This window comes from Rhizobium sp. J15 (assembly GCF_002531825.1).
Taxonomy (GTDB): Bacteria; Pseudomonadota; Alphaproteobacteria; order Rhizobiales; family Rhizobiaceae; genus Rhizobium.
The window spans coordinates 17,212-33,437 of the sequence record NZ_NWSX01000016.1; the positions used below are offsets into that span (position 1 = coordinate 17,212).

General features: G+C 57.7%; 14 protein-coding genes. 9 read left to right on the plus strand and 5 right to left on the minus strand.

The features are described from left to right. The first annotated feature begins 91 nt into the window (after positions 1–91). Positions 92–1,024 (plus strand): VOC family protein, encoded by a 933-nt coding sequence (locus CO670_RS15975; protein ID WP_097591227.1) that lies wholly within the window; start codon positions 92–94, stop codon positions 1,022–1,024. A gap of 10 nt (positions 1,025–1,034) precedes the next feature. Beyond that, on the plus strand, positions 1,035–1,640 hold the full coding sequence (locus tag CO670_RS15980; protein ID WP_097591137.1) for an alpha/beta hydrolase: 606 nt from the start codon (positions 1,035–1,037) through the stop codon (positions 1,638–1,640). A gap of 154 nt (positions 1,641–1,794) precedes the next feature. Here the strand turns inward: CO670_RS15980 and CO670_RS15985 are convergent, their stop codons facing one another. Then, positions 1,795–2,028 carry a KTSC domain-containing protein gene (locus tag CO670_RS15985; RefSeq protein ID WP_088673718.1) on the minus strand — a complete coding sequence of 78 codons (234 nt, stop codon included), beginning with the start codon at positions 2,026–2,028 and terminating at the stop codon, positions 1,795–1,797. Positions 2,029–2,114: 86 nt separating this feature from the next. Then, positions 2,115–2,336 carry a hypothetical protein gene (locus CO670_RS32555; RefSeq protein ID WP_141502313.1) on the minus strand — a complete coding sequence of 74 codons (222 nt, stop codon included), beginning with the start codon at positions 2,334–2,336 and terminating at the stop codon, positions 2,115–2,117. A 315-nt stretch (positions 2,337–2,651) separates the two neighbouring features. Between CO670_RS32555 and CO670_RS15990 the strand changes: the two genes are divergently transcribed. Continuing rightward, complete coding sequence (locus CO670_RS15990) at positions 2,652–3,443, plus strand: metallophosphoesterase (protein WP_097591138.1); 792 nt, start codon at positions 2,652–2,654, stop codon at positions 3,441–3,443. A gap of 107 nt (positions 3,444–3,550) precedes the next feature. Here the strand turns inward: CO670_RS15990 and CO670_RS15995 are convergent, their stop codons facing one another. Together CO670_RS15995 and CO670_RS16000 are read right to left on the minus strand one after the other, a co-directional pair. Further along, positions 3,551–4,879, minus strand: a complete 1,329-nt coding sequence (locus tag CO670_RS15995; protein ID WP_097591139.1) for a UDP-glucose/GDP-mannose dehydrogenase family protein — start codon at positions 4,877–4,879, stop codon at positions 3,551–3,553. 334 nt (positions 4,880–5,213) lie between these two features. Continuing rightward, positions 5,214–5,813 carry a transglutaminase-like cysteine peptidase gene (locus CO670_RS16000; protein ID WP_097591140.1) on the minus strand — a complete coding sequence of 200 codons (600 nt, stop codon included), beginning with the start codon at positions 5,811–5,813 and terminating at the stop codon, positions 5,214–5,216. 308 nt (positions 5,814–6,121) lie between these two features. On the opposite strand from CO670_RS16000, the gene CO670_RS16005 reads away from it, so the two are divergent. From CO670_RS16005 to CO670_RS16025, 5 genes are all read left to right on the plus strand, one after another. Beyond that, positions 6,122–7,531: an O-antigen ligase family protein gene (locus CO670_RS16005; protein WP_097591141.1), complete on the plus strand. Its 1,410-nt coding sequence runs from the start codon at positions 6,122–6,124 to the stop codon at positions 7,529–7,531. 306 nt (positions 7,532–7,837) lie between these two features. Continuing rightward, a complete protein-coding gene (locus CO670_RS16010; protein WP_176538954.1) occupies positions 7,838–9,049 on the plus strand; it encodes a polysaccharide biosynthesis/export family protein in 1,212 nt (403 codons plus the stop codon). An 81-nt stretch (positions 9,050–9,130) separates the two neighbouring features. Continuing rightward, the gene (locus tag CO670_RS16015; protein WP_097591143.1) at positions 9,131–9,778 is read left to right on the plus strand and encodes a sugar transporter; all 648 of its coding nucleotides are present in this window, start codon (positions 9,131–9,133) and stop codon (positions 9,776–9,778) included. A gap of 51 nt (positions 9,779–9,829) precedes the next feature. After that, positions 9,830–12,106: a polysaccharide biosynthesis tyrosine autokinase gene (locus CO670_RS16020; protein WP_097591144.1), complete on the plus strand. Its 2,277-nt coding sequence runs from the start codon at positions 9,830–9,832 to the stop codon at positions 12,104–12,106. Continuing rightward, positions 12,106–12,810 carry a hypothetical protein gene (locus CO670_RS16025; protein WP_097591145.1) on the plus strand — a complete coding sequence of 235 codons (705 nt, stop codon included), beginning with the start codon at positions 12,106–12,108 and terminating at the stop codon, positions 12,808–12,810. The genes CO670_RS16020 and CO670_RS16025 overlap by 1 nt, the downstream gene beginning before the upstream one ends. 187 nt (positions 12,811–12,997) lie before the next feature. Here CO670_RS16025 and CO670_RS16030 read toward each other — a convergent pair whose 3' ends face one another. Beyond that, complete coding sequence (locus CO670_RS16030) at positions 12,998–13,723, minus strand: Ig-like domain-containing protein (RefSeq protein WP_280951350.1); 726 nt, start codon at positions 13,721–13,723, stop codon at positions 12,998–13,000. 634 nt (positions 13,724–14,357) lie between these two features. On the opposite strand from CO670_RS16030, the gene CO670_RS16035 reads away from it, so the two are divergent. After that, positions 14,358–15,911, plus strand: a complete 1,554-nt coding sequence (locus CO670_RS16035; RefSeq protein WP_097591147.1) for a right-handed parallel beta-helix repeat-containing protein — start codon at positions 14,358–14,360, stop codon at positions 15,909–15,911. Positions 15,912–16,226: the final 315 nt, after the last annotated feature.

Genomic DNA, 16,226 nt, shown 5'->3' on the forward strand with positions numbered 1-16,226 from the left:
TTTTGGTCTGCGGCTCTATCCGCAGGGCCTCGGCGCGCGCATTTATGATCCATCGAAAGCCCGCGAGAGGCGGGCAAGAAAGGGGTCTCACATGCTCGATCAGATCAAGGGTCTACACCACGTCACATCGATGGCGGAGGACGCCCGCACCAACAATCAGTTTTTCACCAATGCGCTCGGCCTGCGCCGCGTCAAGAAGACGGTGAACTTCGATGCGCCTGACGTCTATCACCTCTATTACGGTGACGAGACCGGTGCGCCCGGGACGATCATGACCTATTTCCCGTTCCCGAAGATGGCGCAGGGCCGTCCGGGCACCGGCGAGGTCGGCACGACGGTGTTTTCCGTTCCGCAGGGCTCGCTCGGCTTCTGGAGCGACCGCTTCGCCACGCTCGGTCTCGGCGGCCTGAAGGCCGAGGAAAGTTTCGGCCAAAAGCGGCTGAATTTCTCCGGCCCGGATGGCGACGGCTTCGCGCTCGTCGAGGTCAAGGATGATGCCCGCCAGCCCTGGACGCATGGCGGCATCAGCGAGGACCATGCCATTCGCGGCTTCCACTCCGTCGCCCTGCGGCTGAGGGACGAAGGCGCGACAGCCGAGCTGCTGAAGTTCATGGGTTATGAGGTGGCCGAGGAAAGGGATGGCGTGAAGCGGCTGATCAAGCCCGATGGCAACGGCGCGCATCTCATCGATCTCGAAACGATGCCGAATATCGCCCGTGCGCTTCCCGGCGCCGGCTCCGTCCACCATGTCGCTTTCGCCGTCGAAAACCGCGAAAAGCAGCTCGACGTGCGCAAGGCGCTGATGGATACGGGCTATCAGGTGACGCCGGTGATCGACCGCGATTATTTCTGGGCGATCTATTTCCGCACGCCGGGCGGCGTATTGTTCGAGGTCGCGACGAATGAGCCGGGCTTCGACCGCGACGAAGATACGGCCCATCTCGGCGAAGCGCTGAAGCTGCCGCAGCAGCACGCCCATCTTCGCAATCTGCTCGAGCAGCATCTGCAGCCGCTCGAAGGTTAAGGAGAAAGAGATGACCGAAACAGGATATGCGCACCGGCTACACGCCGGTGCGCCCGATCAGCCCATTCTGGTTGTTCTGCACGGTACCGGCGGCGACGAAAGCCAGTTCTTCGACTTCGGCCGCCGCCTGCTGCCCGACGCAACGATTCTCTCGCCGCGCGGCGATGTTTCCGAATATGGCGCGGCGCGCTTCTTCCGCCGCACCGGGGAGGGGGTCTACGATATGGCCGACCTTTCTCGCGCAACCGAGAAGATGGCGGCTTACGTCAAGGCGTTCGCTGGGGAATATCAGGCCTCCGCCATTCTCGGCCTCGGCTTTTCGAACGGCGCGAATATCCTTGCCAATGTGCTGATCGAGAAAGGCATTTTCGATGCCGCGGTTCTGATGCATCCGCTTATTCCGTTTCAGCCCGAAGCCCGGTCGACCCTTGCGGGAAGAAAGGTGCTGATAACGGCAGGGCGGCGGGATCCGATTGCGCCCGTACCGATGACCGAGGCGCTGTCTGAACATCTGGAAGATCGGGGGGCGGAGGTCAGGACGGTCTGGCATCCCGGCGGCCACGAGATCGCGCCGCTTGAAGTCGATGCCGTTCGCGATTTTCTCGGCGGCTATTGATGGCCGATCGGCTGTAAACCGATTTGCGGGACCGGCTGGCGCCAGCCCCGCATCTTTACCGGAACGATGATCCCGTCGTCATTGACCGATAGAATGCTTTTTTAATTGATATCCATCTTTTCCGAAAACCGTTTCCGATTTTCGGGCCCGATGGCTAGGGGCGGGGAGGATATTTGCCCCGGATTGCCTTCATGTAAAAATTCCCGGGCGATTCCGCCATCGTCAAACCAACGACGACTCCCTTGGGAACGCCTTCATATTCTCGTCTCTGACCATTTGTCAGATAGACCCGTAGATGCCGGCTGTCTTCGTCGTAGGTAATCGCCTCGATAAGTTTCGAATCAACCGCAGTCTCCACTTTGCACCCCGCGATTTTTGGATCTGAGATTACTGAGTCGAGAACGTCGTTCACGTTCGCAACGCGCCATCATCATGCGCCGCCGCAAGGGCGTCAAGCACGATAAGCTTAAACGTTCATTTTTTTCCAATCGCTCTCGCCATGGTTGATTTATACAGCTTTTTCGGAGATCTCGATCTGTGGAAATCCGGTTGCCCGCAGTTCTCCAGCGCGAAGACCGAGCAGCCGGCACAGATGCTGATCGGGCGAACAGTATGGCTTAACGCCGGTTTAACCATCATATACCAAAATACAGCGCAATATTGACCGCGAATCTTTTCCAAAATGGTCGAAGACATGGGTCGTTTCTCGTAACAGCAGTGTTGCCGTCGCTGGTGGGTTGCAGGAGGACCTTGCACTTTCAGGCAGGAGCTACAAGGATGAACGATCGTCGTTTGCCGTTGTGCTGGCCCGCCGTGCTCGGCGGCCGACCGGTTTGACGCAGTTGGTGTAGCAATTGGGAAGGGATAACGTCGTTCTAAATGTGGCAGCGGTTCCGGTTACCTCTCGAGGAGGCCGTGATCAGGCCAATTTCCTCTTGAACACTGAGCCACATGCCGCAATGAATCAGCAATGGACCGCACCCGAGCCTTATGTTCGGTCGGATCCCGTAAATGGGTTACATGTTTAACTATCTAGGGCCGTGGCGAGAACAGATACCGATACTGGCCGGTAACCGCAAAGGACGCGCTCGGCTGACATTTGCCGAGGGGGAATTCGCTGCGGTCTACGCAATGACCGATATTCACGGCTGCTACAACGAACTCGTCGAAGTGCATCGTCGCATCGAAGAGGATGCCGCGCGCATAGCGGGGCCAAAGCTGATCGTCATGCTCGGCGATTATGTCGACCGGGGACCGGATTCGAGCGCGGTGCTGGAGTTCCTTAGCAAGGGGCCGCCGGCGGGATTTCAGCGTCTGGCCCTTTGCGGCAATCATGATGCGGAACTGGTGAAGCTCTATCGCAAACCGGCGCGCATTATCGAATGGCTGAACTTTGCCGGACCGGAGACGCTGCACTCATACGGCATCGACATCGAGCATCTGCTGCAGTCGGCGGCTGGAAACGAGGCGATCGCCCGCGTCATTCACAACATGATACCCGAACGGCATATCCAGTTTCTGGAATCGCTGCCGATCATGCTGCGGATGGGACGGGTCGTCTTCGTTCATGCGGGCGTCAAGCCCGGCGTCGATCTCAAGAAGCAGAAGGACAGCGACCTCATGTGGATCCGCCAGCCCTTCCTGGATCTGGGGCCGCAGCTTCCCGTTCTGGTGATTCACGGGCATACGCCGGCGCGAACCCCGACATTCGGGCCGCAACGCATCGGTATCGACACCGCGGTGTCGGCAACGGGCCGCCTGACGGTGCTGACGATCAAGGGCACGCGCGTCGGCCTCCTTTAGAGGAAAGGGCGAGATGCGGAGGTTTCCGTTTCGCCGACCGCTCAAAAGCGAACGCCGCGGGATTTGTGCCCCGCGGCGTCAGAACCTTCAGATATCACCAGGACCGATCAGGCCTTGGCCGCATCCTGATAGAGATTGGTGCCGATACCGGCATAGGTAAAGCCGTGTTTGCGGATCTCGTCGCTGCGGTAGATATTGCGCAGATCGACGAGGATCGGAGAGCGCATCGACTGCTTCAGGCGGTTGAAATCGAGCGCGCGGAACTGGTTCCATTCGGTGACGATGACGATAGCATCGGCACCGGCGGCGGCTTCATACGGGCCGCTGGCATATTCGATGTTGTCGATGACCTTGCGGGCATTCTCCATACCTTCCGGATCGTAGCCGACGACCTGGGCGCCGTTGTCCTGCAGGGTCTGGATGATGGCGATCGCTGGGCTATCACGCATGTCGTCGGTGTTCGGCTTGAAGGTCAGACCGAGGATCGCGATCTTCTTGCCGCGAATGTCCCCGCCGACGGCCGAAATGACCTTGCGGCCCATTGCGCGCTTGCGGTTGTCGTTGATCGAGATCGTCGTCTCGATGAGACGGACCGGTGCATCGTAATCCTGCGCCGTCTTGGCAAGGGCAAGCGTGTCCTTGGGGAAGCACGAACCGCCGTAGCCCGGGCCGGCATGCAGGAACTTGGAGCCGATACGGCCGTCGAGACCGATGCCGCGCGAAACGTCCTGGACGTTGGCGTCGACCCTTTCGCAGAGGTCGGCGATCTCGTTGATGAAGGTGATCTTCATCGCCAGGAAGGCGTTGGCGGCATATTTGATGAGCTCGGAGGTGCGGCGGCTCGTGAAGACCAGGGGAGCCTGGTTCAGATAAAGCGGACGATAGACCTCGGTCATGGTTTCGCGTGCGCGGTCGTCATTCAGTCCGACGACGATACGGTCGGGACGCTTGAAATCCTCGATCGCAGCGCCTTCGCGCAGGAACTCGGGATTGGAGACGACGGCGACATCGGCCGAAGGATTGGTTTCCCGCACGATGCGCTCGACCTCGTCTCCGGTGCCGACCGGAACGGTCGACTTGGTAACGATGACGGTGAAGCCTTCGACATAGGTGGCGATCTCGCGTGCAGCCGCGTAGACATAGGACAGGTCCGCATGGCCGTCGCCGCGCCGGGACGGCGTGCCGACCGCGATGAAGACGACGTCGGCGCCACGCACGCTTTCGCCCACATCCGTGGAAAAGGACAGCCGGCCGGTGCTGGTATTTTCGGCGACGAGTTGATCGAGACCCGGCTCGTAGATCGGAATGCGGCCTTCGCGAAGGGCTTCGATCTTACTCAGATCCTTGTCCACGCAGATGACGTCGTGGCCGAAATCCGCAAAGCAAACGCCTGAAACGAGGCCGACATAGCCTGATCCAATCATCGTGATGCGCATATTTCCCTCAAATCATTAGAGTAGAGCGTCATGCTGCGTCGCAGCATGCGTTCGTCATACTGAATCTGGGCCAAAAGACAATATCGAAGATCGCTTGATACCCATATCGGAAGTCGTAGTCGGGGTGCCACTGCTCGTTGCCGGCGGCCCCGTCGACAGCCAAAACATAGATTTGTGTGCGCGATATGACAAGCCGAGCCGTTCGTCAGAGCCGGCTCGGCTTCAATTCAATAGACGGTGTATAGGTCAATGCGCTGCTGAAAGCGCACCCGCGAATTTTGCATTCGCTCCTCTCGCGCCTTGGCATTTTCGCCTGTCGGTGCAGGGCCGGTGATTACAGACGGTACCAGACGTAAGGGTCCGTTCCCGACTGAATCTTGTCCCAGCGCAGATCGGTATCGCGCCAGTTCTTGATGCTGCTTTGCCTGTTGTCGAGCACCAGGTCGCCCTTGTCGGTTCTGACCACAAGGACCGCATGGCCTTCACCGGAGGGTGTATAGGCCGTGGCAATGCGCAAAGCGCGCGACGACCAGCCCATCGCCATCAGCCGGCTGCGCTTGGTCAAAGCGAAATCTTCGCAGTCGCCGCTGCGCACATTCACCTTCCAGACGTCGCCGTTCAATTCGCTGCGGGAGTCGTTCCGGCCGATTATCGTGCGGTTGACGCTGCGGTTTACATCCTTCAACTGCAGCATTTCCTTGTCCGTCAGCGCGACGACCGCAGAACCGTTGTTGTCGCGGCATTCGGCGGGGTTCTGGGCGCAGAACAGCACCTGGGCGAAGGGCGGAATGATCTTGCCTTTTTCAGAGATATAGCTGACCGCCGAATTGCTGTTCAGGTCGCGGGCAAGACCTGCGGGACCGGCGGCCAATGCCGAGCTAACATTGCCTGCTGCGAAGGTGAGTGCCAGAAGTGTAACAAATGTTTTCTTCATGTCGTAATCCCCGTTCAGGACAACCTATTGAGATCAGGCTTGCCTTTTTTCCCAGTCAATGGCATGGCGATTGAGTGATCTGCCAAGTATTGGCTGTAGAACGTCTGTCCCGTTCTTGCTGCTTTGACAGGAGCATAGCCGGGGCTTGTCTCGATTGGTTTAAACCTTTCGCGACAATTTTAAACGATGTGGAATTCTGTTACGATTTAGCACGCAAGCGCTTGATATGCAACTTATGTTAGCACGTGTAAATTAACCGCTTCGGTTGCATGGCTTCGATTGCTGCCTGCCTTGGTAAATGAAATCGAATGTTATCCAACTTCATCAACAGGCAGGTTTTACGAGAGGTTCTCCTCTTCGCCTTCATCGGCCTCGTTATACTGACGCTCATTCCGTTTGGCAGCGTCACGCCCTTTCCCTTCGCCTTCGCCGCGATTGCGATGTTTGGCCTCGCCATTATTTCCGCGCTGATCTTCGGGGAGCCGAGACAAAGCAGATGGGTTTTCAGCAGCGCCTTGCTGGTGCTGGTCGTGGTGACGGGCTGGACGTTCGTGCAGACCATCGACATGCCTTCCGATTGGCCGGCAAATCCCGCCTGGCGTGCCGCGCGTGAGCTGGCAGGTGTGCAATATGCAGCGATCTCGGTCGAGCCGGCCGATACGCTCGCTTCGATCCTCTGGATCGCGCTGCCCTTCGTCACCTTCCTGACCGGCCTTCTTCTGTGCGATACCGATCAGCGTGCGAGGAAAGTCTTGAGCGCGCTTGGGCTTTCGGCCGGCGCGATCGCGGTTTTCGGCCTGCTGCAGTTTTCGATGTTTCCCAAAATCCTGATCGTCATCGAAAAACACGCCTACCTCGACAGCCTGACGGCCGTCTTCGTCAACCGCAACACCGCCGCGACCTTCCTTGGGCTCGGAACGCTGCTCATGCTGACCCTGATCAGGGATATCACCCGGGCGCTTGCGAAGTATCCGCCGGACGAACCGGGCCGGAACATGCTGCTCGTGAGGTCCTGGATTTACATCCTGCTCCTGTGCGCATGCTTCAGCGCCCTGATGCTGAGCCGCTCGCGCGCCGGGATCTTCGCGACATTCGTTGCCGCTCTGATCTATTTTCCCTGGCTCGTCATCAACTGGAACGGCTCGACGCGTCATCTGAGGGTGGCGCCGAGATGGCGCTCGATGCTGAAGCTTTTCTCGGCGATCGGTTTCGTCGTCGTGCTGCTGGCGGTGTTTGCAGGCCAGGCGATCCTGCGTGCAAAGGAACGGCGGCTCGAAGATGATCAGCGGTTCTGCATGCTGCCGGGCATATGGCGTGCCATTTCGGATCACTGGCTGACAGGCACTGGCCTCGGAACCTTCCGGACCGTCTTTCCCGCCTATCGCGATCCGGCCTGCGGAATTTTGGGGGTTTTCGACCGCGCACACAATTTCTACCTCGAAGGATTTCTCGGCCTCGGGATCGTGTTTCCCATCGCAACGCTTGTTGTTTTCGGAGTGCTCGCCGTGGTGTTCCGGCGTGGGCTCGCCCAGAGGCGGCGGCTGCGGCACTATGTTCTTCTGGGCGTCGCGGCGACGGTTCTGGTTGCCCTCCATGCAGCTGTCGATTTCTCGCTGCAGATACCGGGTTTCGCCGTCTTTTTCGCCGCCTTCCTCAGCGCAACCGTCGCGATAAGTCTGGGCCGCAGCCAGGCGGAGACGGATCGGCAATATGCGTGATTGCTAAGTAACGAATGGCTAAATGAATGGATTTTATGAAGGTTTTTCGAAAACGGTAATTGTTGCAGTGCCGCGGTGTTGACTCTCAAATGCAAGAGATTTTATAGCGGGGGCAGCCTTCAGATTATTGCCGACGCCAGAAGAGTCGGATTGGGGCCGTTTTCGTTTGCTGAAGGTCCGGGCGTTGCCGGGCTGCCACAGTTAGAGAAATGTTAATCGGCTTTCAGTGATGATGGATCGGGGATTGTCTTGTATTTTGTCAGATTGCGGGGCAGTAGCTTCAAGGGCGTTAACACGGGATATTCTATGAGTTGTTTTCCTGTAGCTAGTACACGCGTCGCCATTGTTGTTGCGCTAACCACTATATTGGCAAGCTGCACGTCCTTGCCAAGATCCGGTCCTGATCACAAAGACGTTGATCGAGATGCAGCGGTAAAGGTCACCACAGAGAAGCGGCGTGTCGGCATTGACTACGCCCTCGTCGACCTCAGCAAGAACGTTCTGCCGCATTTTACCTCCGTCCAGCCGACTTCCTTCAAGGGGTTCGGCGGCGGTCGTGGCGGGGCGCCTGAAATTCCGCTTGGTTATGGCGACGTTGTCCAGGTTGCTATCTTCGAAGCTCAGTCCGGCGGCTTGTTCATTCCCTCGGATGCCGGAAGCCGACCCGGCAATTACATTTCTCTGCCAGAGCAGACCATCGATAGAAACGGAACGATCACGATTCCCTACGCTGGTCGCGTTCCGGCCGCGGGTCGCCTGAAGGAGACCGTGGAGCAGGACGTCGAAGATCGGCTTGCAAGCCGCGCGATCGAGCCGCAGGTGGTCATTACGACGACGACCAACCGCTCCAGCCAGGTGGCAGTGCTCGGGGATGTCAACAATCCTCAGCGCATCACGATCAGCCCGGCCGGTGAGCGCGTTCTCGATGTCATTTCCGCCGCCGGCGGTTTGACGACCAACAATATCGAAACGAACGTAACGCTGCAGCGTCGCGGCAAGACGGCAACCGTCGCCTACAACACGCTGTTGAAGAATCCGGCGGAGAATATCTATGTCGCGCCGAACGATACGGTCTCGGTCGATCATGAGCGCCGCACCTACCTTGCGCTCGGCGCCGCCGGCGTCAGCGGCCGCTTCGATTTCGAAGAATCCGACCTGACCCTCGGCGAGGCCATCGCCAAGGCGGGCGGCCTGCGTGATGACCGCGCCGATCCGGCTCAGGTCCTGCTCTATCGCCTTGTCCCGAAGAAGACGCTTGCAGCCATGCATGTCGACACGACGAAGTTTGCAGGCGACACGGTGCCGGTGATCATCCGCGCCAACCTTCGTGATCCTGCCACCTTGTTCGCCGCCCAGCAGTTCAAGATGGAAGACAAGGATATTATCTATATTTCCAATTCGGACTCTGTCGAACTGGTCAAGTTCCTTGACATCGTAAATTCGGTATCGTCCACTGTGTCAGGTGTAACGGATGACGCCAACGATACCCGTAATGCGATACAGGATCTTGGCAATTGATTGAAATAGCCGGCGTTGGTCGCAAACGGCCAACGCCGCGCGCTGTTTTCATTAGCGGTTTTGATGAAGGAAACCACTGATATGGCAAGGTTTGGTGTTTCTCGTAAACTTGCATATGGCGGAATTGCTGTTGCGATGTTTGCCGGCATGAATTCAAGCGCCTTCGCGGCAGCTTGCCTTGGGCCTGCAAACCTCACTTCCGTCGATATCAGCGGATTCACTGCCAATCCTGTTGCTCTGCTCGATATGTCCGACCCATTGGTTCTGTCGTCGCGTGTCCGTGCGCTGGTCGGAAGCAGCAATGATGCGCTGGCGCCGGTGATCGAACAGGCCAAGAAGGCCGATGCCGCGCAGATGGCGGCGATCGGCTCCGGTCTCGGCCGGGCGGCAAACAGCTGCCAGGTGAGCGATCCGCAGTTCAAGCTGGCGATCGAAAAGGCGGTCGCCGAGGCGGCGAGCGCCGATCCGAATCTCGCGCCGTTGCTGGCTGCCTTTGCAAAGGTCCTCGCCGAAGGCGGGACCGCGGCGCTCGGCCCGGGCGCAAGTGCAGCCGCTGCCGCAGCCGGCATCGGCAATGATGGGTCGATCGGGCGGACAGGCCCCGGCTCCGACGACGGCACGCCGTTCGAGGGCGCCGAGACCACAGCCGGAACGCTGAAGGTCTCAAGGGCTCAATCATCCTCCGATACGACCGAGTCGACGAGCCCAAGCACGCCGGTCACACAATAGCTGGAATTGCCTGTAGATCTTAGCGCTTGACGCCTTTGTTGGAGATCGAAATTGCTATCGCCAGATAAACTTACCCCGCGTATCGACCCCTCCCGCGATACCGGAAACGATGCAGATTTCATCGATTTCGACAAGCTCATCGCAATTGCCCGCCGGCAGTGGCGAGTTGTCGCGGCTTGTGCTTTTGCCTTCGCTATACTGGGCGTGGTCTATGTGCTGACATCGGTGCCGGTCTATACCGCCGACACGAGCGTGCTGATCGATCGCAGCGACAATCAGGTGATCAACCAACTTGCGGCTTTCGGCCAGATGGACGACGACGAGGGTACGGTCCTCAGCCAAGTAGAGCTGTTGAAGTCCGACACGATCGCCTATGCCGTCGTCGATAAGCTGAAACTCGTCGACGATCCGGTGTTCAATGCACAGCAGAATTCGCTGTTTTCAATCGCGACGTTCAAATCCCTGCTGAATTTCAAATCGTGGTTTGCCGATGACGCCGCCGTCGCGCCCGATGCGGAAATGAAGCGCCGCTATGCGGCGGAAACCGTCGCAGGCAACATCGATGTCGAACGCGTCGGCAAATCCTACGTCCTCGATGTCAGCTATACCTCGCAGTCACCCGATATGGCGCGTCAGATCGCGGCGGCCATTGCCGACGTTTATCTGGTCGACAAGCTCAATTCCAAGTATGAGGCGACACGCCGGGCCGGCGAATGGCTGCAGCAGCGTATTGAAGAACTCCGTCAGCAGGCACTGGACACCGACCTCGCCGTCCAGAAGTTCCGCAGCGAGCATGGACTTGTCGAGGCGGGATCCGGCACACTGCTCAGCGAGCAGCAGCTTTCGGAGCTGAACACCCAACTGATCAAAGCTCAGGCCGATACGGCGCAGGCTGAGGCCAAGTATGCCCGCATCAAGGCGATCATCGACGCCAACCAGACCGACGCGATCGTCACCGACGTTCTCGACAGCTCGATTTCGAACGAGCTGCGCAAAAAATATCTCGAAGCTTCGAAGCTCGAAACGGAAATCGAGGCGCGGCTCGGCCCCGATCACGTTCAGGCGGTTCGGCTTCGCGCTGAAATGGCGGAATATCGCCGCCTCATGTTCGATGAACTGAACCGCATCGCCGAAAGCTATCAGAGCGAGCTGCAGGTCGCAAAATCGCGTGAGGACTCCCTGCGGACGAGTGTCGATCAGGCGACGGGCATCGCTGCGAGTGCCGGCGAAACGCAGGTCCAGCTTCGCGAGCTCGAGCGGACGCGTGATACCTATAAGAACCTCTATCAGAGCTTCCTGACGCGCTACCAGGAAGCAATCCAGCAGCAGAGCTTCCCGATTACCGCCGCGCGCATCATCACCATGGCGGAGACCCCGACGAAGCCGAGCGCTCCGAAGAGAAGCCTCGTCGTCGCTTTTGCGATGTTCCTCGGATGCGCTTTCGGAAGCGGAATAGCAGCCTTCCGGGAGTTCCGGGATCGCTTCTTCCGCACCGGCGATGACGTCAAGGAAGTGCTCGACGTCGAATCTCTTGGCGTCATGCCGCTGGTTGAAAACAACTTCGACGATCCGTCGCTTGTCGATCCAGGCAATCCGCGAAGCATCGCGAGAGGCGGCAAGACCACCACCTATGTCGAGGAACATCCGCTCTCGGCATTCGCCGAGACGCTGCGAAGCGCGAAAATCGCCATCGATATCAGTGCGGCCGATCAGCGCTGCAAGGTCATCGGCGTGGTATCGAGCTTGCCCGGCGAGGGTAAATCGACGACGGCCATCAACTTTGCCAAGCTTCTGGCAATGCAGGGCGCGCGTTGCCTGCTGATCGACGGGGATATGCGAAATCCCGGCGCGACCCGAGCCATCGGCCGCCATGCGGAAGCCGGCTTGCTGGAAGCGATCGTCGACAACCGCCCGCTTAAGGATCTCATCCTTCTGGATCCAAAGACGAAGCTCGCATTCCTGCCGACAGTTGCACGCTATCGCGTTCCGCATTCTTCGGAACTGCTGGCGTCACGAGGCATGGAAATGCTGCTGGAAACGGCGCGTCAAAGCTTCGATTACATTATCGTCGACTTGCCTCCTTTGGCTCCCGTGGTGGACGCGCGTGCCATCAACTCGCGGCTCGACGCAGTTGTCTTCGTGATCGAGTGGGGCAAGACCTCTCGCAAGGTGGTTCAGTCCACACTCCTGTCCGAGCCGGATCTTTATACGAAATGCGTGGGTGCGATCCTGACCAAGGTCGACCCGTCGCAAATGAAGCTCTATCGGACATTCGGCTCGAGCGAATATTATTATAAGCGCTACTCGCGGTACTATACCGAAAGCTGATGTTCCGCAGTCCGTCCGTTTCGGTTGCCAGGATCGTTTTCGTCGTCGCCACCGCCACCTTCGCGGTGCTGGCCGGCAGAGAGCTCTACGCTTCGATAAAAGTGGCGAGCATCTCGATCGTTGCCGAAAGGATCGAGCGTGGCGATACCGTCGCGGACGACGTGACGGCCAGATATGCTTCACGGACCATCGACATGATCGAGGGGCATTATTGTCGATCCGACGTCGTCGCTCCCGGTGTGACCCTCGTTCTGGCGGAGCTTGACCGGCAGAACGTCAATCTCGACTACGATGCTTGGGCGACGGCTGCATCGAGCGCCCGCAGCTATCTGCGTTATGCGCTTTCCTGCATGCCGACAAACAGCAACTTTTGGCTTCGTCTTGCGGCCGTTCAGTCTGTGATTGCCGAAGAGCCGCAGTCGATTGCGGGCATGATGAAGCGCTCCGTCGCTCTTGCGCCCTACGACGAGTCGATGATCCTAACCCGGTTTTATTTCTGGAACGATTTTACCGATGCAACGCTTTCGGCGGCAAAGCGCGCGCTCGATAGCGATCTCACGGCGATGCTGAAGCTTGGCGATCGTTGCAGGGTCAACGCTGCCATAAAAGAGATCAGCCCCCAGCTTCGTCCGACCTTCGATAGCGCCTGGGAGAGTGTCGGGACGGGGGCAACGGCACGCTTCCAGCAACGCTGCAGCAAGTGAGCATTTCCCGCGGCTGCTTGGAAACAATCCCAGCTCACGAGAAGCAATCCGCCGAGCCGTTCCGAGCGTGGAGTGCGGCGCACCCCAATTCTTCCAGGGCGAGTTGCTGATCCGGTTAGTCGAACTCTTTAACAGCAACGCCCGCCGCTTGGGCGGCGGGCGTTGCATGACGATCGGTTGTTGACGATTAGACGCCGACGCCGGAGACGACGTCGGTGCCGGTGATGTTGAGCGTCAGGACGCCAACATCCGTGTGGCCTTCGCCATCGGAGATCTTGTAGTATTCGACGGTTTCCTTGACCTGCTCGCCCGGAGCGAGGTCCGATGTCAGCTCATAGGTGAATTCGCCGTTCGCCTGGACGTGAAACGTGCCATAGGTGCCGGCGATATCGGTCACGGCGCCGGAGGCGGCCGCTACGTTCGTGCCGTCGAACTGACGGAGGAAAAGGTGACCGTTGTCACCGGGGATGTCGTTGTCGAGAACGTTGCCGCCGATCGGGCTGCCTTCATTGAAGCTGTAGGAATCGTCGACTGCGATCGGCTTGACCTGGCTTACGCCCTGGATGTTCAGGGTGAACAGGCCGACGTCGGTGTGACCGGCGCCATCGGAGATCTTGTAGGAGACCTTCTCCTGCAGAATTTCGCCGTTGGTGAAGCCCACCTTGGCAGCATCGCTCAGAACATAGGTGTAGCTGCCGTCAGGCTTGACGAAGAACGTGCCGTAATCACCCTGGATTTCGGTGATCTGGCTGTTGCCCTGTTTGGCGCCGACGCTCTGCTGGTCGAAGAAACGAAGGAAAAGATTGCCGTCGGATGTGTCATTTGCAAGCAGATTTCCAGAAATTACATCGGTTTCTAGAAATGTTGCTGTATCGTCTGTTGCGTGAATAGCCATTGTTCTCTCTCCGTGAATTGTTATTCGCTGGTCAATACTGACACAGGCGAGCTAGCCGATTAAGGATGTGTTAATACATTGAGTCAAGAACATAATTAACACGGAGTGAACATTTCTGGGTACGTATTGTAATAATCGCGCACCCTAAATACGTATAATATGATCAACCGCCTGAATATTATAGCGTTAATAAAAATTCATGGCGTAAGCGCTTAGATTGAAAACGTTATTTATTCGAATGAAACATTTTTTTATTTATGTGACATTTATGCGAACAGGAGTGTTCGCTTTTGTGCTGGGCGGACCTCCATCTAACCACTTTGGGTTATTGAGGTTGGGCGAGCCCGCATATAGCCCTTCGTCGTGGGATGGTATCCCCAAACCGATCGTTCCCATCTCAGACCGGGAAAAAAATTGGGTAAACGCTTCCTCGTTAAGCAACCAGCGCTAGTAGAATATCGAGGGATTCGCAGATTAGTATGCGTGTTCTTCTTGAAATCTAATTGCTGCACCGCGAAATATGCCGCTTTCGGCAATTATTATGCTGAAGACTGAAGAATTACGGCCAGATGCAATGCATTTTAGTGTTTCATTTTAGCAGGCAGAGAGAGGTCCGCGGTTAGAAGGTTTCCATATCTTTGGAGAGCGCCGCATGACCGTCTACTATGTGAATTCAGCAACGGGTTCCAACTCCAACAGCGGAACCAGCGAGGGTTCAGCTTTTGCAACGCTTTCCGCCGTAGAGGCCTTGAAGCTGAACCCAGGCGACAGCGTGCTGCTCGCCGCGGGAAGCGTATTCAACGAACAATTCGACTTGAAGTATTCCGGCACTGTCGCCGCTCCGATCACGATCGGCAGCTACGGCGCCGGTGATCCGCCGGTTATTCGCAGCAGCAATGACGGCATTCACGGGTCGAAAGCCTCCAATATCGTTATCGAGAACATCAAGATCGCCGATACCGGCGCGAACGCGATCTATGCAGGCAACGTCTCGAACTGGGTCGTGCGCAACGTTGAGGTGGAAAACACGGGCCTTGCCGGAAAGCCCGGTTCGGTCAGCTTCCAAAGCAGCTGGAACATCACGATCGAGAACAGCACGCTGACGGGTGTGCGTTCCGACGGGATCTGGATGGATAAGGTCAACGGCGTCACCCTGCTCAACAATACTATCACCAACAGCCGAGGCAGTGCGGCGGACGCCGTGCAACTCAACGACAGCAGCAATATCGTGATCAAGGACAATGTCCTGGATCAGACGGAAAGCAACAGCGCCAAGGGCGTCCTGGTGCTGGTGCGGGCTCAGAATGCTCTTATCGAGGACAATACGCTGGTCGGCGGCGGCTTCGGGCTGAGCGCCCAGGCCGGCACGAATATCGTCATCCACGACAATGATATCTCAGGATATGGTGGTTATACCTGGTCCTACGGCATCGGTCTCGGCGATCAGGGCGATGCGAAGAATTACGACATCAGCGGAAACTATCTTCATGATGGCGTATATGGCGTCCTGGTCAGCGCTGTCGGCAATCCAAGCTACATCCGCGAGAATATCGATATTCACGGCAATGTTTTCGATGATCTCTCCTCTTCGGCCCTGAAGGTGGACAAGCCGGCATCGGGTTCCTTCTACGACAACATCATAGACAGCGATGTAACGACGCTGACGATGCCCGCGACGATTGCCGCTCTGAACACCTTCTCCGTCGGCGAGAACAAGACGCTCGAACAGGCGCAAGCCGAAATCGACGCTTCGACCCCTGTCACGCCGACCGAGCCTGTCGAAGTGCCGGCGCCCACGCCTGAAGTCCAGACACCGATCGTATCCGCCGGCGTCGTTCAAAAGATTCTCGCCGTCCATGACAGCCTGAAGATCTCGACCGACACGGACGGCGCCTATCACGGCAATCTTCTCGAAAATGACAGTGCGGCCAATGGAACGGTTCTGCTTCGCCGCTTCGGCGACAGTGCGGTGGAGAAGAACGGCCTGACGCTGACCGGGAAATACGGTGTCATCCATGTGGAGAAGGATGGCGACTATACCTACACGGTCGATGAGGCGAAAATCGCCGGTCTCAGCGGAAAGGTCAGCGAGTCCTTCCAATACAAGATCTCCGATGGCGCTTCGCACATCGACACGGATAGCCTGAGTGTGTTCATCAACGTGGATTCGTTCCATAGCAGCCAGGCTTCGCACCTGCTGGTGTGACCGTCCGCGCCGCCCAAGCGGATGCCTTATTCTCGACACTCTAACCGGGCAGCCGCCCGGTTGCAGATGGGAAAAGCGGCGGGCGGATCTCGCAGGCGAAATGTTCCGTCGATCACAGGCGGAAAACTATAGATTGAAACTATAGTTAACTCCCCAGTAAATATCGCGTCTATGCACGTGGTGCGTTCATAACTTTGAACCGTTATTGGGCGATTTCGCGATTTTCACTTGCTTGGACCGGTCTGTTTAGCGTAGCGTTAAGCTTGGGCCCCCTGAAATCGCTCGTTATAAATTTGCATTTTTGGTCATTTTTCA